Annotated in this window: 25 protein-coding genes and 1 pseudogene; 10 read left to right on the plus strand and 16 right to left on the minus strand. The window is 68.9% G+C overall.

What is annotated here, in order from left to right:
* Nucleotides 1-593 (minus strand): IniB N-terminal domain-containing protein (locus JNW89_RS02830; RefSeq protein WP_238447552.1); only part of this gene is annotated, 593 nt, incomplete at its 3' end.
* Between the two features lie 1533 nt (nt 594-2126).
* Here JNW89_RS02830 and JNW89_RS02835 point away from each other — a divergent pair.
* Nucleotides 2127-3326 carry an acyl-CoA dehydrogenase family protein gene (locus JNW89_RS02835; protein WP_238447553.1) on the plus strand — a complete coding sequence of 400 codons (1200 nt, stop codon included), beginning with the start codon at nt 2127-2129 and terminating at the stop codon, nt 3324-3326.
* 7 nt (nt 3327-3333) lie between these two features.
* Here the strand turns inward: JNW89_RS02835 and JNW89_RS02840 are convergent, their stop codons facing one another.
* From JNW89_RS02840 to JNW89_RS02885, 10 genes are all read right to left on the minus strand, one after another.
* Nucleotides 3334-3894, minus strand: coding sequence for a GAF domain-containing protein (locus JNW89_RS02840; RefSeq protein ID WP_238447554.1), 561 nt, complete (start codon nt 3892-3894; stop codon nt 3334-3336).
* A 35-nt stretch (nt 3895-3929) separates the two neighbouring features.
* A complete protein-coding gene (locus tag JNW89_RS02845) occupies nt 3930-4520 on the minus strand; it encodes an ATP/GTP-binding protein (protein WP_238447555.1) in 591 nt (196 codons plus the stop codon).
* The gene (locus tag JNW89_RS02850; RefSeq protein ID WP_238447556.1) at nt 4498-4869 is read right to left on the minus strand and encodes a DUF742 domain-containing protein; all 372 of its coding nucleotides are present in this window, start codon (nt 4867-4869) and stop codon (nt 4498-4500) included. The genes JNW89_RS02845 and JNW89_RS02850 overlap by 23 nt, the downstream gene beginning before the upstream one ends.
* A 1-nt stretch (nt 4870) precedes the next feature.
* Entirely contained in the window at nt 4871-5305 is a 435-nt protein-coding gene (locus tag JNW89_RS02855) for a roadblock/LC7 domain-containing protein (RefSeq protein WP_238447557.1), read from the minus strand.
* A 32-nt stretch (nt 5306-5337) separates the two neighbouring features.
* Nucleotides 5338-6963, minus strand: coding sequence for an ATP-binding protein (locus JNW89_RS02860; RefSeq protein ID WP_238447558.1), 1626 nt, complete (start codon nt 6961-6963; stop codon nt 5338-5340).
* A gap of 1000 nt (nt 6964-7963) precedes the next feature.
* Nucleotides 7964-8239, minus strand: a complete 276-nt coding sequence (locus JNW89_RS02865; protein ID WP_238447559.1) for a hypothetical protein — start codon at nt 8237-8239, stop codon at nt 7964-7966.
* Nucleotides 8199-8699: a hypothetical protein gene (locus JNW89_RS02870; RefSeq protein WP_238447560.1), complete on the minus strand. Its 501-nt coding sequence runs from the start codon at nt 8697-8699 to the stop codon at nt 8199-8201. The genes JNW89_RS02865 and JNW89_RS02870 overlap by 41 nt, the downstream gene beginning before the upstream one ends.
* 39 nt (nt 8700-8738) lie before the next feature.
* Nucleotides 8739-10157, minus strand: coding sequence for an FAD-dependent oxidoreductase (locus JNW89_RS02875; RefSeq protein WP_238447561.1), 1419 nt, complete (start codon nt 10155-10157; stop codon nt 8739-8741).
* A gap of 76 nt (nt 10158-10233) precedes the next feature.
* Nucleotides 10234-10731, minus strand: a complete 498-nt coding sequence (locus tag JNW89_RS02880; RefSeq protein ID WP_238447562.1) for a GNAT family N-acetyltransferase — start codon at nt 10729-10731, stop codon at nt 10234-10236.
* Nucleotides 10731-11072, minus strand: a complete 342-nt coding sequence (locus JNW89_RS02885) for a helix-turn-helix transcriptional regulator (RefSeq protein WP_238447563.1) — start codon at nt 11070-11072, stop codon at nt 10731-10733. The genes JNW89_RS02880 and JNW89_RS02885 overlap by 1 nt, the downstream gene beginning before the upstream one ends.
* Nucleotides 11073-11355: 283 nt before the next feature.
* Here JNW89_RS02885 and JNW89_RS02890 point away from each other — a divergent pair, with 283 nt between their 5' ends.
* Entirely contained in the window at nt 11356-11733 is a 378-nt protein-coding gene (locus tag JNW89_RS02890) for a metalloregulator ArsR/SmtB family transcription factor (RefSeq protein ID WP_238447564.1), read from the plus strand.
* On the opposite strand, the gene JNW89_RS02895 is transcribed toward JNW89_RS02890, so the two are convergent.
* The gene (locus tag JNW89_RS02895; protein WP_238447565.1) at nt 11705-12811 is read right to left on the minus strand and encodes an NAD(P)/FAD-dependent oxidoreductase; all 1107 of its coding nucleotides are present in this window, start codon (nt 12809-12811) and stop codon (nt 11705-11707) included. The genes JNW89_RS02890 and JNW89_RS02895 overlap by 29 nt on opposite strands.
* A 63-nt stretch (nt 12812-12874) precedes the next feature.
* On the opposite strand from JNW89_RS02895, the gene JNW89_RS02900 reads away from it, so the two are divergent.
* The 6 genes and pseudogenes from JNW89_RS02900 to JNW89_RS02925 form a co-directional block, all read left to right on the plus strand.
* Entirely contained in the window at nt 12875-13204 is a 330-nt protein-coding gene (locus tag JNW89_RS02900; RefSeq protein ID WP_238447566.1) for a helix-turn-helix transcriptional regulator, read from the plus strand.
* Nucleotides 13205-13421: 217 nt separating this feature from the next.
* Nucleotides 13422-14123, plus strand: a complete 702-nt coding sequence (locus tag JNW89_RS02905) for a helix-turn-helix domain-containing protein (protein ID WP_238447567.1) — start codon at nt 13422-13424, stop codon at nt 14121-14123.
* A complete protein-coding gene (locus tag JNW89_RS02910) occupies nt 14116-14670 on the plus strand; it encodes an arsenate reductase ArsC (RefSeq protein ID WP_238447568.1) in 555 nt (184 codons plus the stop codon). The genes JNW89_RS02905 and JNW89_RS02910 overlap by 8 nt, the downstream gene beginning before the upstream one ends.
* A gap of 59 nt (nt 14671-14729) precedes the next feature.
* Complete coding sequence (locus JNW89_RS02915) at nt 14730-15470, plus strand: MIP/aquaporin family protein (RefSeq protein ID WP_238447569.1); 741 nt, start codon at nt 14730-14732, stop codon at nt 15468-15470.
* A 181-nt stretch (nt 15471-15651) separates the two neighbouring features.
* The gene (locus JNW89_RS02920; protein WP_238447570.1) at nt 15652-16059 is read left to right on the plus strand and encodes an arsenate reductase ArsC; all 408 of its coding nucleotides are present in this window, start codon (nt 15652-15654) and stop codon (nt 16057-16059) included.
* A gap of 42 nt (nt 16060-16101) precedes the next feature.
* A pseudogene (locus tag JNW89_RS02925) lies at nt 16102-16551 on the plus strand (NAD(P)/FAD-dependent oxidoreductase); the annotation flags it as partial.
* 178 nt (nt 16552-16729) lie between these two features.
* Here JNW89_RS02925 and JNW89_RS02930 read toward each other — a convergent pair.
* Both JNW89_RS02930 and JNW89_RS02935 read right to left on the minus strand, forming a co-directional pair.
* Nucleotides 16730-18172: an NAD(P)/FAD-dependent oxidoreductase gene (locus tag JNW89_RS02930; RefSeq protein WP_238447571.1), complete on the minus strand. Its 1443-nt coding sequence runs from the start codon at nt 18170-18172 to the stop codon at nt 16730-16732.
* Nucleotide 18173: 1 nt separating this feature from the next.
* A complete protein-coding gene (locus tag JNW89_RS02935; RefSeq protein WP_238447572.1) occupies nt 18174-18827 on the minus strand; it encodes a hypothetical protein in 654 nt (217 codons plus the stop codon).
* Between the two features lie 159 nt (nt 18828-18986).
* Here JNW89_RS02935 and JNW89_RS02940 point away from each other — a divergent pair, with 159 nt between their 5' ends.
* Nucleotides 18987-19580 carry a TetR/AcrR family transcriptional regulator gene (locus JNW89_RS02940; RefSeq protein WP_238447573.1) on the plus strand — a complete coding sequence of 198 codons (594 nt, stop codon included), beginning with the start codon at nt 18987-18989 and terminating at the stop codon, nt 19578-19580.
* 359 nt (nt 19581-19939) lie between these two features.
* Here JNW89_RS02940 and JNW89_RS02945 read toward each other — a convergent pair whose 3' ends face one another.
* Nucleotides 19940-20683 carry a serine/threonine protein kinase gene (locus JNW89_RS02945; RefSeq protein WP_238447574.1) on the minus strand — a complete coding sequence of 248 codons (744 nt, stop codon included), beginning with the start codon at nt 20681-20683 and terminating at the stop codon, nt 19940-19942.
* A gap of 532 nt (nt 20684-21215) precedes the next feature.
* Here JNW89_RS02945 and JNW89_RS02950 point away from each other — a divergent pair.
* A complete protein-coding gene (locus JNW89_RS02950) occupies nt 21216-21413 on the plus strand; it encodes a hypothetical protein (protein ID WP_238447575.1) in 198 nt (65 codons plus the stop codon).
* A gap of 90 nt (nt 21414-21503) precedes the next feature.
* On the opposite strand, the gene JNW89_RS02955 is transcribed toward JNW89_RS02950, so the two are convergent.
* Nucleotides 21504-22550, minus strand: a complete 1047-nt coding sequence (locus JNW89_RS02955) for a fatty acid desaturase family protein (protein WP_375155035.1) — start codon at nt 22548-22550, stop codon at nt 21504-21506.
* Between the last annotated feature and the right edge of the window lie 321 nt (nt 22551-22871).

A 22871-nucleotide genomic window follows, 5' to 3' on the forward strand; every position in this document is an offset into this window, starting at 1 on the left:
AGGTCGCCGCTCACGTCACCAACGAGACCGGTGGCACCGTACGCGGCGCCACCAAGGTCGCCGCTCACGTCACCAACGAGACCGGTGGCACCGTACGCGGCGCCACCAAGGTCGCCGCTCACGTCACCAACGAGACCGGTGGCACCGTACGCGCTGCCACCAAGGTCGCCGCTCACGCCGTCGACGCCGAGTCCGCCGACCCTGTCGAGGGTGGGGCTGAGCCCGAGTCCGTCGATGGTGGTGCCGACGCTGACGGCAAGGCTGTCTCCGGACAGCGAGGACGTGATGCCCTGCGCAGGAACGTAATCGGCAACCAGCGGATGAATGTCCTGCACGTCGGCCGGGGTCACGTCGTTGAGGCCCGCCTTGTCCAGCGCGCCTTGCGGGTCCGTCTCGTACGCCGCTCGGGCGTCGACGTTCGTCAGCAGGCCGAATACGAAGTCCTGCAGGCTCTGCGGCGACACCATGTCAGCGGCTGCGCCCATGTCGGCGGTCGCGCTCGTATCAGCGGTTGCCTGCGTGTTGCCGGTCCAGTCGGCAGCAGAGGTCGAGTTCACTTCGGCGGTCGAATATGTGCTGACGCTTTCACTCATGTTGCCGGCCTCCTCGATCGATGTTGTTCGAACGTGGTCTCAGACAACATCGCCCGGACCCGGGATCGACCGTAGGCCGAAGCTGCGGTATCGGACATCGGGGTTGAGCCCCAGCCTTATCCGGCCAGTTTGGGGGAGGGATGGAGTTTGACGTTAGGGGATTAGGGACGTGGTGAGGAAATTCGATGGGTGGCCTCATCTGGGGGGCGGGGCCTGTTGCAATGAACGCTGGCGTGATAGAGGCGGACTTGCGCGGCAGAGGCCTGTGTTCGCCCTCGATCGTGCTTGCCGCCCCGCTGGCGGGCGCATCGTCGTTGACTCTGGCGGAACGAGAGAAAGTCCCCTGCGGCTTGGACCGCCACGAGTCACTGCGGCATATTGCTACGCGCCTACGGCGAGCCGATGCAGGATCAGCCGAGAGGTCTGCTCGATGCGGTGGGAAGAAGTACTGGGCGGCTCACGCCAACGAGCACCTGTGGACGAACGGCGTGGCCCAGCCGCAAATGACACACCACCACCGCCCTCGCCGCCCGCGGCCGGCTGTCACTGTCACCAGACGAGCTCGCTCGTCGCGCTTGCAGCGGCAGGTGGCTGTGCTCTCGGCCGTCCCCCAATTGCGTCCGGTATTGGGGTTGCACCGATGCCGGCCTTTGGCCCGCCCGCTGCCCACATCGTCGATGCGATCATCGCCGCCTGCGGGCACTTCCGCGCTACCCGAAGCTCTCGGAGGCGAGGAGCCGGATCTAACCAAGCGCCGGATCGGGCTCCCCGAACATCGTCCGGCCTACCATCTGCTCTTCCTAGGAGATGAGACGGGGTTTCGGGGGTCATCGCGACCACGGCAGGCACTGCGGGGACGGCTTCGACGGCATCGCGTGCCGGGTCGAGTTGACCGGCGCCGGGACCCACCCGAAGCCGTCCGGCACCGGCACCGGATTGCAGGTCATCCGGGCACGCGCCGCCGGTTTTGGACTGACTGAAGACTCAGCGTCCCATGTACTGATAGGAGGGTGCTGTTGTGGATCTACGCGGATACGATCAGCCACGAACCTGTGGGGAGGCGGAGCGGATGAGGCAGCGAACTTTTCCTGGTCACCGCATCATCGTCAACCCTGGTCAGAGTTCGATCAGACGAGCCGGCGCCCAGTCCCTGCCGTCGCGATGGTGAGCGGTGTCGAGGCGATGGGCGCCGGTAGAACCGGGCACGCACGAGGCCGCCACGACCGGCTTGCTTCCCGTGCCCGGCTATCCACCCGGGGGACTGGTGCCGCAACGCCGCCGAACCTCCGAACGTGGCCTCGCCATGGGTCTTCCAAATGAACCCACCGGATCGTTCAGTAGCCGCAACAGCGGTGGTGATTGGCGTGCGACCAGCTCAGGGGCGCAGCCGAGCCCGAGTCGGCCCGTCAAACCGCTGGCGCATCAACGGAGATCCCGACGATGCGTACGACGGCGACGACCAGAACGTTCGCGGCCTGGCCGGATTCAACCGGATCCGGCAGGTCGGCAGGCAACTCACGAGGAGATCTGCACATGGAAAGCTACTTCGCCACGAAACGTCACGAGCGTCTACGGGAAGAAGTGCGGCGGTTCGCGGAGGCCGAGGTGCGTCCCCGGATCCCGGAGATGGAAGCGTCTCGCTCGGTTCAGCATGAACTGTCGCGGTTGATCGCCCGCCAGGGCTGGATCGGTGTCACGATCAGCCCGGACTACGGCGGGATGGGCCTGGGACACCTCGCGAAAACGATCATCATCGAGGAGCTGTCGCGGGTCAGCGGCGCGATGGGCGCCATGGTGCAGGCCAGCCAGCTGGGCGTGGCAAAGATCATGCACTTCGGCAACGACAGTCAGAAGAGGCAGTGGCTACCGGCCATCGCCGACGGAACGTGCCTACCCACCATCGCGGTCACCGAGCCGCAGTCCGGTGGCCATGTCCTCGGCATGGAGGCCACGGCGGTACGTGACGGCGATGAATACATCCTGAACGGCCAGAAGGTGTTCGTCGGTAACAGTCACGTCGGTGACCTGCACGGCGTGGTGGTCCGCACCGGCCCCGGTTCTCGGGGGCTGTCGGCGTTCCTGGTCGAGTCGGACCGCTCGGGCTTCTCGCTCGGTCCGCATCGCGCCGCCATGGGCCTGCACGGCTTCAGCTTCGGCGAACTCGTCTTCGAGGACTGCCGCGTGCCTGCCGCGAACCTGCTCGGCGAGGAGGGCGACGGCTTGGCAATCGCCTACTCCTCCAGCATCCTGTACGGCCGGCCGAACTTGACGGCTGTCTCCCTCGGGATCCATCAGGCCCTACTTGAGGAGACCTCGGCATACGTCACCGAGCAGCACCGCTACGGCAAGCCGTTGGCCGATCTCCTCCCAATCAAGCTCAAGGTCGGGCAGATGCAGTCCCGGCTGATGACCGCCCGGCTGGCCGCTTACCACGCGGTGCACTTGCTGGACCAAGGCCTGCCCTGCGACGCGGAGTTGATGAACGCCAAGCTCATCAACGTCGAGTACGCCCTCGACTCGGCGCGTAACGCGATGGAAGTGCACGCCGCGTGCGGGCTCTACCCTGATCGGCCGGTGGAGCGATATGTCCGCGATGCGCACCACATCTTCGCTCCAGCCGGTACCTCGGACGTCCAACTGATCCGTCTCGGGGAGGTGGCACTGGGCACGTCCAAGGGGCAGTGGTCGGAACGGCTCGCCGCCCCTCTGCTGGAAGCGGCGGCCACTTCCTGACTTCGTCCTATCGCCGGCTGCGCCGGTTGATCCGTTCCGTCAGCTCGGCGGCCAGAGACTTGATGGTCTCCAGTCCCTGCCGACCCCACGGGCGCGGCTCGGTGTCCACGACGCAGATCGTGCCGAGGGCCATGCCGGTGTGGTCGATCAGTGGTGCGCCGAGGTAGGAGCGGATGCCGATCTCGTCGACGACAGGGTTGCCGGCGAACCGCGGGTAGTCGCACACGTCGTCGAGTACCAGCGCCTTGCGCCGGACCACGACGTGTGGACAGTAGCCGTGGTCTCGTGACATCACCCGGCCCGGCTGCGCGGCCGCCGCGACCTCAGGCGTGGTGTTGCCCTGCCCAGCCGGGCCGGTGTAAAGGCCGGCGAAGTACTGGCGGTCCTCGCTGATGAAGTTCACCATCGCGTAGGGAGCCCCGGTGATCTGTGCGAGTTTTTGGGCGAAGTCGTCGAACTCGGGGTCCGGGCTTTCCCCCAGGCCGAGTTCCCGCAACCGCTGCACACGTTGCGGCGCTTCCTGATCCGTCGGGGTCAGTGACTGGTAGGCCGGGGATTCGTAGATCATGTCTGGCTCCATCTCTGGTGCAGGTCTGAGGTGTTTCATGCCGAGTGGATTCGGGAAGTGCCGAGTAAGTGCTGAAGCAGGGCGATCAGCACCGCGGTCGCGGACCGGCTTTGACGGGCGTCGCACATGACGATCGGCACATCGGGTTTGAGCTCGAGGGCGGCCCGTACCTCTTCAGGGTTGTAGTGGAACGAGCCGTCGAATTGGTTGACGGCGACCAGGAAATCGATGCCGCGGGCTTCGAAGAAGTCGACGGCTGCGAAGGAGTCCTGTAGGCGGCGGGTGTCGGCGAGGACGACAGCCCCGAGGGCACCGGCCGACAGCTCGTCCCACATGAACCAGAAGCGGTCCTGTCCGGGTGTGCCGAACACGTACAGGATGTGGCGGGGATCGACGGTGATGCGGCCGAAGTCCAGCGCCACGGTGGTGGTGGACTTGCTCTCTACCCCCGTCAGGCTGTCGGTGCCCACGCTGGCGGTGGTGAGGAGCTCCTCCGTGCGCAACGGCCGGATTTCGCTCACCGCGCCGACGAACGTCGTCTTGCCGACGCCGAACCCACCGGCGATGAGGATCTTGAGTGCGGTCGGGAACACCGGAAGCAGTTCAGAGTCGTCGTTGTAGGCCATGGAGAACCGCCTCCAATACGGATCGATCAGCGGGGTCGGCGACAGGGCTGGGAGCTCGGGTGCTCAGCGCGCCGCAATCGACCAAGTCGGAAAGCACCACCTTAGTGATTGCAGCGGGCAGTTTCAGGTGCGCCGAGATTTCGGCGACTGTGGTCGGGTTGCCGCAGAGGCGAAGCGCCCGGGCATGGTCCGGCTCCAGGTGTCCCCGAGGAATCCGGCCGGTCGCCATCACCCAGGACAGCAATTCCATGTGCGTGCTCGGCCGGGTGCGCCCGTTGCTGACCGTGTAGGGACGCACCAGGCGCCCCGCGTCGTCGTCGAGAAAGTGTTCGCTCTCCGGACCCACCATGTCACCGGATAATGTCGTCGGAGCCGGCGGTCCCCGGACGGGTCGGCGTGGCCAGGAATGGCCGCACGCTCTTCACCATTTGCGACATCTCATACCCGAGTACGCCGACGTCAGCTTCACGGCCTGCGAGCACCGCGAGGACGGCATTGGAGCCGGCCGCAGTGACGAACAGCAGGCTGTCATCGAGCTCCGCCACCACCTGGCGGACTCCGTTACCGCCACCGAAACTACCTCCGGCGCTGCGAGCGAGGGAGAACAGCCCAGAGGCGATCGCCGCCAGGTGGTCCGCCCCGGCCCGATCCAGCCCGTGGGCGGCCATCGGTAGGCCGTCCGAGGACAACAGCAAAGCACTGCGGGTGTGGGGGACCCGATCGGCCAGCCCGGACAGCAGCCACACGAGATCCTGCGATCGTTCAACGGGCGCATTGCTCCGCATGATAGGTAACCCTCCTTAACGGTGACGCGGGGTCAGCTGATGCCGCCTGGACGGCTTTCGGAGCCGTCATTCCCGCCGGTTCCGGCTTCGCCCTGGCTGAAGGCCCGCGTGAACGTAGCCATCAGGGTGGGGTTGTGTTCAGCCTCCTGTTCCTTCGAGACAGAGGCAGTGGGGGCGCCTTGTAGCTGCGGGGCCAGATGTGTCTGCGGTCTCCGGTGCGGCAGTCGCGGACGGGCGTCGCCGTCAACGGCCTGACCTGCAGCCGTGCCGCCGGCTGCGGCCTCTTCCGCCACTGGGCCCGCGGTGTATCGGGCGAACCCGCTAGCTGCGGGCAACGCCGCAGAGGAGTTTGTGGGAGAGAGCGCGTAGTCCCACGCGGCAGCTCGCGGTGCCGCTTGCTCGATCCCCTGGCTGCCCGTGGGAGTCCGGTCGTGAGCCCCCAGTTGGGCAGGGGCCGGCGAGTACGTCGGCGGTGGGGCCGAGGCAGTCGCGGCCACTGCGTGTGGTGGTTCGTGGCGGGGCGGTTGGACCATCGGCTGCGGCTGCGTCTCGTGCCAGGACTCACGCCTCTGCGGGGGCGCACCGAGCAACCCGGGGGGCAGTATGAGCACCGCCTGGATCCCGCCGTAGATGTTGGTTTGCAACCGCACCGTGATGCCGTGCCGACGGGCGATGGCCCCGACGACGAACAGCCCGATGCGGCCGTCGCGCAGCAACTCGCCAACGTCAATTCCGGTCGGGTCGACCAAAAGCTGGTTTACCCGGTCCTGGTCGGCGAGCGGTATACCCAGGCCCCGGTCCTCGACCTCCACCGCGATACCGGCCGTCACGGCCTGGGCACGCAGCAGCACCTGGGTATGCGGGGCGGAGAAGTTGGTGGCATTCTCAACGAGCTCAGCGACCAGATGAATGACGTCGGCGACAGCGTGGCCACCCAGCGTGCCCTCGATCGGTGGGACCAGCTTGACCCGGGAATACTGCTGGACCTCGGCCATAGCCGACCGCAACACCTCGGTCAGAGCCACCGGCCTGCTCCACTGCCGCCGAGAAACAGCGCCGCCCAGGACCGCGAGGTTCTCCGCGTGTCGGCGGATACGTGTGGCAAGGTGGTCGACCTGGAACAGACCCTTCAGTAGATCCGGATCCTCCACCTGGTTTTCCAGGTCGTCGAGCAATTGGATCTCCCGATGCACCAGGGACTGAAGCCGTCGGGCGAGGTTGACGAAGACCTCCACCTGGTAACCGGAGTTGGGCACGGGTGGTGCCGGCGCCACGGCTGATGCCTCGACGACGGCGACCTCGGCAGCATGCAGGGCCTCGTCCAGTTCACGCTGCAGAACCGCGAACCCATCGTCCAGCCTGCCCGGCAGGAGCTCCGCGGGTGACTCGAGCCGATCGCCACGGCGCAACCGCTCGATCAGTTGCTGCACCTCAGCCCGGCGCTGAATGGTCGAGGACCGTACGGCACCGATCTTGGCGACGACCATGCGGTCGATCGCATTGGCTCGGGTGGCGGCGACGGCGACGACGACCACGGCGACGATCCATGCCAGGATCAGAACCGCGCCCATCCTGACAGTGACCGTTGCCCCGGAAACGACGAGCACGTAGAAGACGGCGGCGGCCCCGAGCAACGCGACGACGGCGGCGGGAAGCACCGATAGCCACATCACACGAGGCCCCAAGCCAGTGGCCGCGTACCCATCCCGTGCGCGAGGTTCGCCGTACGGATCGCTTGCCCGATGGGCAACACGCGTGTCAGAAGGGGAAGACTCAGGCATCAGCATCCTCGTACCAGGAGGGAGACCGCTGGCAAATTGGGGTCATCGATCGACGTGCGTCCTGCGGGGCGGGCGATTGCTCACGGATCCAGGCAGTCTAGAAGGCTGGCCGCCTCGTCTCCGGCCTTGATCGACAGCTCGCCGAATCCTATATGGACTGATTGTCTGGTGCGCAAGCCGGTCGCCGCAACTTCCACGTCTAGCCCCGTGCTGCATCCGTCACGAGCGGCGCACGGCGAGGCGGGCTAGGTAGGTGGGGGTAAGCCATTTCGTGCTGGAGAGACCGGTTGGCAGACGCACGATCTGCACGAATGCCTCCTGGGGTCCGCCGGTCGCGGATGCGGCACCGGGGTCTTCTCCCTGTCCGTGACCGCGGACGGTACTTCGCGTGTGCCAGTGCCCCCTTTGATCATGTCGTCGGGGCCGTGACATCCAATGGAGGTGCGCAATGCCGTCCGCTTCGTGTCTTCGCCGCTTTCCTATGCCCGGGCGGTACATCATTCCGTGGGTTGGCTGAGCACCGCCCCCGGGCCGGAAGACCGGAGCACCGGCCCTGCCACACCAACAGGCGTCGTGTCCGTAGCCGCCGTTACATCGATGTAATCCCCTGTGGAGCCGGCCTGCAAGCTGAGGGTCAATCGCGAGGGCGGCTAGGGGCTCCCGAGACCAAGCCCGCCCGACGCCCCCGCTGGGCGTATGTCAGTCGTCGCGGTCGGCAAGCCTTAGCGTGGCTGCGGCCTCGGCCATGACACAGTCGTAGTCCGGCAGCGCCCGCTCTAGCATGTGCGGCAGTTGACCTGCCCGGAGCCGGCCATCCAGTGTTGGTTGCACGCACTCAGGTGACGCCAAGGGGCCAACCAACGGGCAGACCGTCCCCCTACTGACGGTTCGTCGTGTTGATGTAGTTGATTCCGTTCCGGTGGAGGCCGTCCACGGCGCGTTGCACCTGCGCCACGCTCACCGCCTTGCCGTCCACCGCGTAGATCCAGTCGATCTGCATGTTCCAGGTTCGTTCGCCGGCGAAGGGCAGGTCGATCAGCCAGGTGTTGAGGTGGATGCGCATGGGTTCGCGGGGGAAGGTCTTGCCGCCGCTGCTGAAGACCGGTCTGCCGTCAACGGAGTACGTGACCGTACCGTCGACCGCGGTGATCATCAGGGTGTGCCACCCCGGCGAGGCTTTGACTCAGGGCGCGTGTGGTGCGGTCCCCCTGTGCGGCGCTACGCCAGCTGGTGGTGTCGAGCTTGGGACCGGGGGCGCCCCAGCCGCCGTTGGGCTGGTACTCGAAGTCGAGTTCGTTGTAGCGCTTCGAGGTCGACTCCGGCGAGATCGTGCAGAAGGATTCCATGACGTGGTCGCCGTTGCGACCGGCGGCGGGTTTGTCGGTGAAGTGGATTCGTGCGGCGATGGTGCCGGTGAGGAAGGTGTTGTCGATGCCGATCAGCTCGGCTCGCCGGGTGCCTTCCCGGGTGCCGTCGGTGGTTACCTGCAACTGAAGTACCTGCCCGCCGAGCGCTTTTCGGTTGGCGGGGAAGCTGATGGCGTCCGCTGACCAGGTGCTGGCGACACCGGGCCCACCGCCGTCGGTGCGGGCCTGCCAACCGTTGGCGGTCATCGCCGGATCGGTCGGCGGGCACCGTCGTGGTGGTGGGCATCAGCTGCCGCAGCAGCCGCCGGTCTGCGCTCCGGCGGGTGCGGCGTCGAGGGTGACCAGGTTCAGTGGCGCGGCGAGCAGCCCGCCGGAGATGCCGGTGGCCAGTCCCCGTCCTGTCGGCTCGGTGGCCGGCGCGGGTCCGCAGCAGCTCTCGCCGGTGGCGGAGTCGTCGGGGTTGCTGTTGCACACCCCGGTCTCCGGTAGATCGAGCTGGACGTCGCGGGCTACCTGCCAGTCGCCGGCGAGGGCGGCGACGACGGAGCGGACCTGCTCGTAGCCGGTGGCCATCAGGAACGTCGGCGCCCGCCCGTAGCTCTTCATCCCTACGGCGTAGTAGCCGACCTCCGGGTGGGCGAGCTCGTCCACGCCGTGCGGAGGGACGGTGCCGCAGGAGTGCTGGTTGGGGTCGATCAGCGGTGCCAGGGCGCGGGTGGCACCCATGACCGGGTCGAGGTCCAGGCGCAGTTCCGCGGCGATGGAGTGGTCGGGGCGGAACCCGGTGGCCGCGACGATGCGGTCCACGGTGACCGACTCCTGGCCGCCGTCGGCATGCCGCACCACGACGGTCACCCGGTCGCTGGTCGGAGTGAGGGCGTGGACGGAGAAGCCGGTGAGCAGCCGGATCCGGCCGGCGTCGACGTGGGTGCGCAGTCGGGAGCCGAGGGCGCCGCGGGCCGGGAGCGCGTCTGCGTCGCCGCCGCCGTAGGTGCGCGCGGGTGAGGTGGTGCGGATCGCCCAGGTCACCTCGGTGCCCGGGTGTTCGGCGGCGAGGTCGGCGAGGGAGAGCAGGGTGTTGGCTGCGGAGTGGCCGGCGCCGACGACCAGGGTGTGGCGGCCGGCGAACCGGTCCCGGTCGGCGCCGAGCACGTCCGGCAGCGCGTGTTCCAGGTACCGGCCGGCGTCTCGCTCACCGCGGGCGGGCAGCCCGGAGGCGCCGAGGACGTTCGGGGTGCCCCAGGTGCCGGATGCGTCGATGACGGCGCGGGCGAGCAGTTCGTCGCCGTCGGTGAGGCGGATGAGGAACGGGGTGGTGTCGCGGGCGGCGGTGCGCAGCCGGTCCAGGCCCAGCCGGCTGATCGCCTCGACCCGGGCGCCGTAGCGCAGGTGGGGCTTGAGCGCCGGCAGCTCCGCGAGGGGCTGCAGGTAGCCGGCGACGAGTTCGGCGCCGGTGGGCAGGGCATCGGCGTCGGGTGCGACCCAGCCGGCCTCGTCGAGGAGGCGACGGGCGGCCGGGTCGATGTTGTACCGCCACGGGGAGAACACTCGCACGTGTCCCCACTGCCGGACCGCCGCGGCGGGGGCGTCACCGGCTTCGAGGACGGTGAAGGACAGGCTGCGCTCGTGCAGGTGCGCGGCGGCGGCCAGGCCGACCGGGCCGGCGCCGATCACTACGATCGGAAGGTTGTCCAGGGCACTCATCAGGTACTCCTCTGTGTTGACAACTGTCGAATCAAATGGGTAGACGGCGGCGCCGGGTGCGAGGCCGAGCGGCCGGTCAGGTGATGGTGGGGCTGCGGCGTTCGAGCAGGACCACGTCGCGCCAGCGGCCGTGGTGGCGGGCGAGGCGTTCACGGACGCCGATGACCCTGAAACCGGCCCGGTGGTGCAGGGCGAGGCTGGCGGTGTTCTCGCCGAAGACGCCGGACTGGATGGTCCAGATGCCGGCCGCCTCCGTGGAGGCGATCAGGGCATCGAGGAGCAGCCGGGCGACGCCGCGGCCGCGGGCGGCTGGGTCGACGTAGACGGAATGTTCCACCACGCCGGCGTACACGGCGCGGGTCGAGGTCGGCGAGACGGCGACCCAACCGACGACGGTGTTGTCGCCGTCGACGGCTACGAGGCGGTGCTCGGGCAGCCTGCCGGCGTCGAACGCGGCCCAGGTGGGTGCGGTGGTCTCGAAGCTGGCGTCACCGCCGTCGAGGCCGGCCTGGTAGATGGCCAGGACCTGTGTGGCGTCGTCGGCCGTCATGGTGCGGACGGTGAAGTCGGCCATCAGCAGGCTCCGATCGGGTTCGGGGCGGGTCGGCCCATGACGACGTCGGCGGCGGAGGGGAAGCAGCCGACGCAGGCGTCGTTGATGCGGTAGTGCCGGGCGGTGCCGACCGGCTCGACGAGGACGAAGCGCACCTCGGTGAGGATCTTCAGGTGCTGTGAGACGGTGGACTGCGCAAGCCCGGCAGCAGCGACGATCTCCCCGACGCTCATCGGCCGCGCATGGCGAGCCAGGTACTCCACGATCTGCACCCGGGTCGGGTCCGCCAGGGCCCGGAACCACGACGCATAGGTTTGCGCCGTCGTCCGATCCAGCAACTCGTCCACCACCACGTCCTTCATCGTTTATCGCCGATAGGCGATGAAGCCTAACAGGCCCGCCCTCATTGGCTATCGCTGACGCATGGCCGCAAATGCGGCGGTGCGGGCAGCGTCGTAGCGGCGCTGAGCTCGCTGCTCTGTGGTGGTGACCTCGGCGCACGTGTCGCAGAACCGCACGCCAGCCGCCGAAGACTTCGACCTACGCATGAACCCGAACATGACGTCCCCCTTCCCCAGACGCCTGTCTTGACGTCCGTCGAAGTAGAGACTTGCACGTTGATTAGAGAGATGTCAACCTAGAGACATGTCGAAGCAAGCGGCGCCCCTCACCCTCGTCGACCTGACCGCCGACACCCCCTGCTGCCCTCCCCTGGCGGAGCGGCGCGTACCGGCCGAGACCGCCGCGGTGCTCGCGCCCGCGTTCAAAGCCCTCGGCGACCCGGTCCGGCTGCGGCTGATGTCGATGATCGCTTCAGCCGAGGGCGGCGAGGCCTGCGTCTGCGACCTCACCCCCGCCTTCGATCTCACCGGCCCGACGATCTCGCATCACCTCAAGACGCTGCGCGAAGCAGGGCTGGTCGACGCCGAGCGCCGGGGCACCTGGGTGTACTACCGGGCCCGGCCGGCCATCCTGCGCCAGCTCGCCGCGCTGCTCACCGTCGAACCGGCAGCCGCTCAGTAAGCCACCGCCGGCGCCGCGTTGCGCCGGACACCCCCTCGGCCAAGTCGGCGACGACGTGAGCGGCGTCGCGGCCGACCCCGCGCAGGGTGTTCGACGAGAACGAGCGCTGGAACTCCAGCCCCAGGTAGACCAGCCCGGGGTGGGTGGTGGAGACGCCGGCGACCTGCCGCGGCACCCCGCGCTCCAAGGTCTCGAGCGGGGCGAGATAGTCGAGATTCGGGCGGTAGCCGGTAGCGAAGATCACCGCGTCAACCGCCTCGAAGCTGCCGTTGGCCCAGACGACCCCGTCGGAAGTAAAGGCGGTGAACATCTCCCGGCGGGCGAGGAGTCCGGACGCAATGGCCTCGCGGTAGACGCCGGTGTCGAGCACGGCGGCGTGGCGGACGAGGCGGGTCAGCACCGCCCGTGGGAGCCGGTCCGCGCCGGTGACGTGGAGCCAGTAATGCAGGTCCCGGCCGCGAATACGCTGCGGCACGAACTGGATCGGCGCCCTGGTGGCCAGCGTGACGCTCGCGTACGACACCAGTTCGTGGGCGACCTGCACAGCCGAGTTGCCGGCGCCGACGACGATGACCCGCTTGCCGGCGTACGGCTCGGGCCGCCGGTAGTGCGCGACGTGCCGCACCTCGCCGGCGTATTCCTCCCGACCGGGAAGTTCCGGAAGATGGGGGTTGCCGAAGGAGCCACTGGCGGCGATGACACCCGCCGCAGGGATCTCGTCACCGGTGTCCGTGCGAACCAGGTACCCGGTGCCCCGCGGGTGCACGGCGGTGACGCAAACGCCGGTGCGGATGTCGACGTCCAGGCTGCCGGCGTAGCGGCGCAGGTAAGCGACAACCTCGTCGCGGGCGGGGTAGCGGTCGGGGTCTGAACCGCCGAACGCCGTGCCGGGCAGCGCACTGTATCGGGCCGGGGAGAACAGAGTGAGGCTGTCGTAGTAGTCCGGCCAGGACCCGACCGTCTCAACGCCCGCCTCGAGAACGACGGGGCGCAGGCCAACGGAGAGCGCGGCGCGAGCGGCGGCGAGGCCCGACTGGCCGCCGCCGACGATGATCACGGGTTCGGGAGAGGTAGCCACAGCACCATCATATTGTCGTTCTGTTGAATGACAATATGACGACGCTACGGAAGGGTGGGAAGCATGGATGAGCCAGAGCCGGCCGTGGTCGCGCCCAGCGCCGGACTGCCAGGGCTGGCGCTGGACACGCAGGAGTTTCTCAAGGCGTTGGGCAGCCCGACGCGACAGCGCATCATGTTGCTGTTCGCGGGAGGTGCCGAGCTGTCGGTCGGGGAAGTGGCCGAACGCGCGGGGATCAGCCAGGCCACGGCGTCGCAACAGCTGACCCTGCTGCGCCGCGGGCGCGTGGTGACGTCGCGGCGCGACGGGAAGACCGTGTACTACCGGGCCGACCGCGACGGGGCGGTCGCGGCGTTGGCCGAGCTGCAGTCGTACCTGATGACCTGCTGCTGACCGGCCTCAAGGCGGAGCCGGCAAACGCAGCTCCCCCTGCCGACCAGGTGGGCGCCTCCTTGGGCAAGTCGGGCGCGCACGAGCTGGCCGACCGGCTTCAGCAGTGACCCTCACCCAACTGCACCTTCCGCCCAGCCAGGCACATCTGTGGGCACACACCTGACCGCTGGCGTCTTCCGCTTGACGTTCGTTCGGTTACTCAGTAATCATTGAGTCAATGGCTACTGAGCTTGTCTCTCTGCAGGGGCGTGCCCGGGTTCACGCCGCGCTCGGCGACCCGGCGCGGCTGGCGATCGTGGACGCGCTCACCCTGGGTGATGCCTCCCCTGGCGAGATCGCCTCCGACCTGGGGATGCCGACGAATCTGGTTGCCCATCACATCAAGGTCCTCACCGAGGCCGGCCTGGTGGTCCGTGGCCGGTCGGAGGGAGACCGTCGTCGTACCTACCTGCGGCTGCGACCGGCGGCCCTGGCGACAATGACCCCGGCGCCGCTGGCCAGGGTCGGTCGGGTGGTGTTCGTCTGCACCCGCAACTCCGCCCGCTCGCAGCTCGCCGCCGCCATCTGGTCCAACCGCGCCCACACCTCGGCGACGTCCGCGGGGACGAAGCCCGCAGACCGGGTCCATCCTCGTGCTGTGGCTGTGGCTCAGCGACACGGGCTGGAGCTGAACCCGACCGCCACCTCTCACGTCGCGGACATCGTGCGCGATGACGACCTCGTCATCGCCGTCTGTGACAACGCCCACGAGGAACTTACCGGACCGGTCCGGCCTCGGCTGCACTGGTCAGTGCCCGACCCGGTCCGGCTGGACACCGATGCCGCGTTCGAGGCGGCGTTCGCCGACCTGGCCGCACGCGTCGACCGGGTCGCCCCCGTCGTCACCCCCGCCATCAGTTCGGGAGATCGCCATGACTGACACCGGCACGTACCTGCGCGGGGACCTCTCCGTCGACCAGCAGCTCGCCCTGCGCACCGCCGCCACCCGCCTCGCGGCCGAGTTCGACGGCACCTACGGCACGGAGAGGGTGCAACGGTTACTGCACGCCAGCTACGACCAGTTCGCCACCGTTGACAGCGTCCCGAACTACCTGTCCGGCCGCTCTCAGATGGCGCTCGGCTTCTTCACCCGCCTCGCCGGCGACACCGCGGTGGCGTGGTCCGGCGACAGCGAGCCCGGGATGGAGGTGAACCAGGCGGCGGTCGCGGCGATGGCCGAACGCGGCATCGACATCTCCGAGGAGTTCCCCAAGCCCTGGACCGACGAGGTCGTCCGCGCTGCGGACGTGGTCGTCACCATGGGCTGCGGCGACGCCTGCGCGGTCTTCCCGGGTACCCGATACGAGAACTGGAACCTTGACGACCCTGCTGGCCTGAGCCTTGCCGAGGTCCGGCCGATCCGCGACGAGATCGAACGCCGCGTCCGCCGGCTCCTCGACGAGCTGCACGTCCCCGCCAGCCGATAACCCTCGCCCCGGCCGGAGAAGCGGCTCGGGACCTCACTGCAACGGGAGAGTACAGACTGATGACCATCGCACTTTGGCGGCGCCTGCTGGCAGAGTTCACCGGCGCCGCCCTGCTGGTCACCGCCGTGGTCGGCTCCGGCATCATGGCAACCGCGCTCTCCCCCGGCGACGTCGGCCTCCAACTGCTGGAGAACTCGATCGCCACCGCGTTCGCTCTCGGCGCGCTGATCCTGATCTTCGGACCGGTCTCCGGGGCCCATTTCAACCCGGCCGTCTCCGCCGCCGACTGGTTCCTCGGCCGCCGCGCCGGAACCGGACTGACCGGCCGGGACCTCGGCGGCTACGTCGCCGCCCAGGTCGCCGGAGCGATCGGCGGGTCGATCCTGGCGAACCTGATGTTCGACCTGGCCGCCGTCGACTTCTCCGCCAAGGACCGCACCGCCGGGCACCTCTGGCTCGGCGAGGTCGTCGCCACCGCCGGCCTGATCCTGCTGATCTTCGCCCTGGCCCGCTCCGGACGCGCCCCCGTCGCCCCCGCTGCGGTCGGCGCCTACATCGGCGCCGCGTACTGGTTCACCTCGTCGACCTCGTTCGCCAACCCCGCGGTGACGATCGGGCGCGCCTTCACCGACACCTTCGCCGGCATCGCCCCCGCCTCGGTGCCCGGCTTCGTCCTCTTCCAGCTCGTCGGCCTCGCCGTCGGCGTCGGGCTCCTAGCCGCCCTCTACCCTGACGCCGGGCGCGCCGCCGATCAGGTCGTCGTCCCCACCGACGAGGCCGCGCTCGACCACCACGCATGACCGCCAGCTCCGCTCGTTCGGCAGCGGAAGCGCCGTATCGCGGGCTACTCAACCCCGCCCGGCCCGCGGGCCGTTATCTACTGCTCGACCGCACTGCCCGCCCTGGCCGCTCCCTGCTGGAAATCCTCGACGGGGCGCCGGTCAACCGGCCCTGTGATCCGGACTGCCAGAAAGGCTCATGATGTCCGACAAGCCCAGCGTCCTGTTCGTCTGCGTCCACAACGCCGGCCGCTCTCAGATGGCCGCCGGCTGGCTGCGTCACCTCGCCGGCGACACCGTCGAGGTGCGCTCCGCCGGCTCCGCCCCAGCCGAGACCGTCAACCCAGCCGCCGTGCAGGCCATGCGCGAGGTCGGAATCGACATTACCGACCAGACTCCCAAGCTTCTCGAGTACGAGACGGCGGAATCCTCCGACGTCATCGTGACCATGGGCTGCGGTGACGCCTGTCCAATCTTCCCTGGCAAGCGGTACGAGGACTGGAAGCTCGAGGACCCGGCCGGCAAGGGCGTCGAGGCCGTGCGACCCATCCGCGACGAGATCCGCAGCCGAGTGGAGCAGCTGCTCACCGAGCTGCGCCGCACCGCCTGACCCCGTCCCCCTCGCCGCCCGCCGACCACCGTCGGCGGGCGGCTGCACACTGAGCAGGAGCGCTTCGGGGCCCCATTCATCACCGACGACGTCACCCGCGTCGACCTCACTACCCCGACCAAGACCGTGTGGAGCGGCGAGCAGGCCCACCAGGCGCACGCCGTCATCCTCGCCACTGGCTCCGCCTGGCGGCCCCTCGGCGTTCCCCGCGAACAGGAGTTCCTCGGCCACGGCGTGTCCTCCTGCGCCACCTGCGACGGATTCTCCTTCCGCAACCAGGACATCACCGTGGTCGGCGGCCGCGACACCGCCATGGAAGAAGCCACCTTCCTCACCCGCTTCGCCCGCAGCGTCACCATCATTCACCGCCGCGACACCTTCCGCGCCAGCCAGATCATGGCTGACCGCGCGCTGAGCAACGACGAGATCCACGTGGCGTGGAACAACGCCATCGAGGAGATCCTCGGCCACGACGGCGCCGTCGACGGAGTCGGCTCAGGCCTTTGGCCGCCTTGCCGCTGGTCTTGACCATGACCGAAACTGCGGCCGCACCGAGCAGGGCCGACTTGTTACTGCGCAGAAGCCGACCGGTGATCCGCTCCTCAAGTGCCGGCCAGCGCGTCTCGTCCCGCCACGAACCGCGACCGGTCGAGGAGTACTCGGCTCGCTGTCAGCGGCCGTACGCCTCAAGCAGGCGCAGCCAAACCTCGCTGACCGTCGGGAACGCGGGAACGGCGTGCCACAACCGATCCAGCGGCACCTCGCCGACGACCGCGATCGTCGCCGCATGCAGCAGTTCCGCGACGTCCGGACCGACGAGCGTGAAGCCGACGATCACCTGCCGGTCCTCATCGACGACCATCCGGGCGTTTCCCTGGTATCCCTCGGCGTGCAGAGCGGATCCCGCGACGGCGGCCAGGTCGTAGTCGATGACCCGGGTCCGCAGCCCAGCGGCCTCGGCGGCGGCTGCGGTCAGCCCCACCGACGCGATCTCCGGGTCGGTGAAGACGACCTGCGGCACGGCACGCTCGTCGGCAGTAGCGACGTGCCGGCCCCACCGGCCATCCTCGACCGATTCGCCCTTGGCCCGCGCCACGATGACGTCGCCCACTGCGCGAGCCTGGTACTTGCCCTGGTGGGTCAGTAGGTTGCGTCGGTTGACGTCACCGGCGGCGTACAGCCATCCGTCGCCGATCAACGCCCCGTCGTCGTCGACGACCCGCAATGTGTCGTCGACCGTGAGCCAGGCACCGGGCTTCAGGCCGATCTTGTCGAGGTCAATGTCCTGTGTGTTCGGCGTACGGCCGGTCGCAACCAGGAGTTCGTCCGCTTCGATCTGCTCGCCGTCGGTGAGCGTGATGTGCACCGTGCCATCGCCGTCCCGGTTCACCGACGCGGCCTCGGCACCGAGCCTTACGAACACACCGGCTTCTCGCAACGACCGCGTGACCCACTCGCCGACGAACGGCTCCGCCAGGTGCAGGACACCGTCACGGGCCAGCACCGTCACCATAGATCCGAGACTTGCGAACGCGGTCGCCATCTCCGACGCCACCACGCCACCCCCGATGACGGCGAGCCGGCCGGGAATTTCGGTCGCGGCGGCTGCCTGCCGGCTGGTCCAGGGTGCCGCCTCGCGGATCCCGGTGACGTCCGGGATCAGCGCGCTGCTTCCGGTGGCGACGACAACCGCATGCCGGGCGGTGAGCGAGATGGTCGGGCCGTCCTCGCCGGTCCACACCTCGACGACCCGGTCGGAACTAATCCGTCCCTGGCCGCGATACAGCGCGATCCCGGCCGAGTCGAGCCAGGACACCTGCCCGTTGTCCGACCAGTTCGAGGCGAAGGAGTCGCGACGGCGCAGTACGGCGGCCGCGTCCAGGTCGCCCGTTACCGCCTCACGCGCGCCGGGCAGCCGGCGTGCCGCCCGGAGCGCGGTTGCGCTGCGCAGCAACGCCTTGGTCGGCATGCAGGCCCAGTATGAGCATTCACCACCGACCAGTTCCCGCTCGACGATGGCGGCGGTCAGGCCGCCCTGCACGACCCGATCGGCGACGTTCTCCCCGACCGGCCCCGCGCCGATGACGACGACGTCATACATAGCGTTTTCCATGTCAGTTCGCCTTCGCGGCGCGGCCGAGGCGGATGGCCGAGATGAGGAAGAAAATGGCGCCGGGGATGGCGTAGCCGATCGCGTTGGTCAGCACCGGGTTGTCCGCGGAGGCTGCGGCGATGAACGACCCGCCGGCGAGTACGGAGAGGCCGCCGCTGATGATCATCGGCCACTGGCCACCCATTCTGCGGCGGGGGACCGCCACGATCAGCTGAACGAGCCCGGCCACGACCGCCCAGGCACCCCACACGCGCAGGACCGCCGGGATGCCGGACGCGCCGGCGATGGCCAGGCCGACCGCGGCGAGCGCGCTGACTGCGACGTTCAGGTACAGCAGGGTGGGCGATCCGGTGGCGCGCGACGCGCGGGCGTCAATGACGGCGGCGGCCACGTCGAACAGCGGGTAGAGCACGAGCAGCGTCACGGTGAGCGGGCCGAGGTGCTTGGCGGTCGTGAACATCACGAGGGCCCAGACGATGGCGAACGCGAAGCGTGCGAAGTACAGCCGCCGAAGGGCGGACGCCGTCGTCGAGATGCCGGGTGCGGTAACGGTGGTCATGGGGCCCTTCCGGTGGATTCCTGAGGGAGAACCGCGACCAGCGGCGCGCGCGACCGAAAAGTTCACCCTGAGAACAGAACGTTCTGTCTCGATCAATGATGAAGACCTCGCGCCGCCATGTCAAGACAGAACGTTCTACCCACTACCTAGCTGCCACTGGTTCGGGCTGCGCGGCCATCGAGCGACCGGCAAGGACCGGCCGCAACGCGATGGACCGAAGGTCAAGACCGAACGTTCTATCACTACGATGGGCTCATGGCACGTGGCGACAGTGACAGCCGACCGTCCGAGGCGCGACAACGGCTCCTTGGCGCCGCGACCAGGATTTTCTACAGCGAGGGGATCCATTCGGTCAGCGTCGATCGGATCATTGCAGAGGCGAAAGTGACCCGGGCCACTTTCTATCGGCACTTTCCCGGAAGGGAGGATCTCGTCCTCGCTTATCTGCAGGCGGCCGATCAAGCCATCCGCGGCCCAGTGGACGCCATCACCGCCCGCCTACCGGCGCCTGACGCCCTCCGGGCCATCGCAGAGTCGATTGCCCAGGGCATCCAGTCCGCCGGCTTTCGCGGCTGCGCCTTCCTGAACGCCGTGGCTGAGTATCCCGATCCCGACCACCCCGTGCACCAAGCCGTCCTCGCGCATCGACAGTGGTTCCTCGACACGATCAACACCTTGATGGCGAGGATCCAGAGAACCGAGGCCGAGCCCGCCGCGCAGCACTTCGTCATGCTCCGCGATGGGGCCATGGCGGCCGGCTGCCTTTTCGACCGGGTACTGATCTGCGAAACCTTCCTCCGCGGTGTCGAGGAACTCATCCGGACTCACGCCGCACGCCAGCCATCCTGAGCTGCGTTCAGCCTGCGTTGCGCGGCGTCGAGGGACTGCTGCGAGCCCATACCGCGTCCGCTCCTGCCAAGTGGGCGGGTGCCTCATCCCGCCCACAAGACAAGTGAGCTAGTACAGCTCCGGGGCGACGGAGCGCTTCAGGTAGCCCGCGCGATCACGCCTCGGACCCGTAATTGCCCGGCGTCTCCTGCCCAATCGGCGAGGCGGAATCCTCCAGCGGCCGCTGCCGATTCGCCGCCCCGCCTCTCCGAAGCGGCCGTCGTTTCCCAGCGCGACGAGGCCGCCGTCCGTCGACGTCAGGAAGCCGAGGCGGCCCTACGGAAGGGCGTCGCAAGAAGCGATGAGCCCACCCGGGCCTGCTATCCCCTCATCGCCCAGCGCCAACCGCTGGTAAGTGCGGCGACATCCGGGTACCGGTCGGCGGGCCGCCGCCGAGTCGCGCGAGCCGCGACATCACGCTGGCGGGTAGACCCTCGCCAACCCTCTGGAGAGGTGAGCAGGTGGCCGATGGTGCGGCCGAGGGTGTAAACGGTGCTGCGCTGGTCGATGATCGCCCCACGGACGAACTCCTCCGGCGCCATGTAGCGGCGCGACCCCGGCAACCGGTCCGCGTCGAGGACGAACGGGCCGGGCCGGTACTCGTCGAGGTCCACCAGGCGCATCCGGCGGGCGACGAAGTCGTACAGGAAACAGCCGTCGTAGAGGTCGACCGCGACGAACCCGGCGGCGGTGACGGCCAGGTGCGCGTCGAGGATCGTGTCGATGGCCGCCTCCACCTCCGGGACGGGAAGCTGCTGGAACCGGGCCAGCGCCGTCCGGTCGGAGCCATGCTTCGTGGCCCGGTTGAGCACGTCGCCGTCGTGCCACGGGTACACCAGTACCGGTCCGTCGGGGCCGTCGAGGATCTGTTCGGGGCTGACGATCGCCGGGTGCGCCACCGCGGCGTGCAGCCGGCCTGCCCGGACCAGCGAAGGCCGAGCCTCCGGTGTGGTGGCCCGCTTCACGAACCAGCGACGGCCCACCACCTCGACGCCGTAGGACAGGCAGCCGGAGTCCTGATCGTCGAAGACCACGAACGCGGACGACAGTGGCAGGTCGAGCACAGGGCCGAACCTACGTCAGACAGACCGTGGTCGACGGACACGAACCCGTCGGCTCGCCGGTGCCGGATGCCTCGAACGTCAACTTCGTGGCCCGGGAGACCGCCGCGAACCACATGGTGACGCAGGTCGGCACGGCGACCGGGTGATCGTGCGCAGCAGCCACGTCATCGTCGACCAGGCGGGCTACTTCATCGCCGGGTACTGACGTACCCGCGATCGGAGCCAGCGTCCCCGCGACCAGCGGACGGACGCCGGCTCGTGCGCCGCGGCGGTCGGCGCCGCACGGTCCCCGCCCGCTTCGCCGGCGGCGAGGGTGGACCGCGCAGCGCGGCCGGCGGGCGGCCCGCTGCGGCGGCGGTGCACGACGGATGGCAACGCCGGGTAAGGTTCGGTGTGTGTCGCCGGGCGGTCGCCCGTGATCGAGACACCGCCACCGAGCGCCAGTGCGAGCGCCGGCCGGTTACCAAGAAATGCGCGGCGAGACCTGCCCGCGAACCAGTGCGCTCCTCACCTGCCGAAATGGGACTGTTGCATGACATCGAACGACAATGATCGCTCCGCGTTGTTCCTCGCCACGCCGACCACCGACGAGCTCGACGACCCGGGCGTGACCTTCGACGGCAGCGAGGAGGCGATGCGGCAGCTGCGCCATCCCTTCACGGTGACCCCGGCCCGCCCCTCGAAGCGGCCGACGGCGGCCAGGGGTGACGACGCGGAGCAGCGCGACTGACCCGACGCCGTCAGGTACCCGGCCGAGCAGGCCGCGCCGCCATCGGGACCACCTGCGGACCAGACCCACGAGGTACGCGGGAACCCGGCCTCAGCGCAGTGCGGCGTCCGTCCGCGGCTCGCGGGAGCCGATGTCGTCCAGGTGGCGCAGTGCCTCGGCCCAGGACCGGCCGAGGGTGGTCTCGTGGTAGTCGATGTCGTGCTCGGCGCAGAACCGGCGGATCAGTGGCCGGGCGTGGCGCAGGTTGGGGCACGGCATGCTCGGGAACAGATGGTGTTCGATCTGAAAGTTCAGTCCACCGAGCAGGGCGTCGACGAACCGTCCACCGCGGACGTTGCGCGAGGTGAGGACCTGCCGCCGCAGATAGTCGAGGTTGTCCTCGGCGTCGAGGATCGGCATGCCCTTGTGGTTGGGCGCGAACGAGCAGCCGAGGTAGAGGCCGAGCACCCCCTGGTTGACCGCGATGAACGCGACGGCCTGCGCCGGACTCAGCACCAGGAGGACGGCGGCGAAATAGCCACCCAGGTGCAGGGCGAGCAGTCCGGCTTCGGCGGGCCGACGCGCGATGCGGCGTGGGCCGAGGAGGGCCTTCACGCTGTTGGCGTGCAGGTGCAGGCCTTCCAGCAGGAGCAGCGGGAAGAACAGGTACGCCTGGAAGCGGACGGCCAGCGCACCGAGGCCGCGTCGTCGCCGGGCCTGGCCGGTGGTGAAGGACAGCGGCGCCACGGTGATGTCGGGGTCCTTGCCCTCGGTGTTCGGGTGGGCGTGGTGCCGGTTGTGCTTGTCCACCCACCAGCCGTAGCTGAGCCCGGTCAGCAGGTTGCCGTGCACCATGCCGATCAGGTCGTTCCCCCGCCGCGTGCGGGCTATCTGCCGATGCCCGGCGTCGTGGCCGATGAATCCGGCCTGCGCGAAGACCACCGCGAGAGCCGCGGCGACACCCAGTTGCCACCACGATTCACCCAACCGGGCGAACAGGCCCCACAGTCCGACGAAGGAAGCGACGACGAGGCCTATCCGCACGGTGTAGTGCCCCCGTCGCCGCTCGAGCAGACCCGCGGCCCGGACCTGCCGGGACAGGTCGGCGTAGTCGCTGCCTCGCTGGCGGTCGGCGCCGATGCTGGTGTCACTCACGATCGCATGTCCACTCGTCGCAGTCCGCCAGTTGATCAGCGGCGTCGACCCGATCCTCCGGTCACCCGCTCCATGAGCTGTCGAAGCTTCTGCTGGGTGCTGGGTTTGGCCGCTTGGGTGCGGCGAACCGCATCAGGTCACGACCCTTCGGGCTGTTGAGCAGACCCTTGATCCGTGCAGTCATCGATCCCGACGTCACGATGCACTCCCCTCCTGGCGGCCGGCTACCGGCTGACCCGGCGCCCTTTCACCTTCAGTGTCAGCCATCGCCGAGCCGTGCCGGGGCGGATTGGATGATCCTCCCGCCGTCGCCGCGTCACCGGC

The organism is Micromonospora sp. 4G55 (assembly GCF_016803375.1).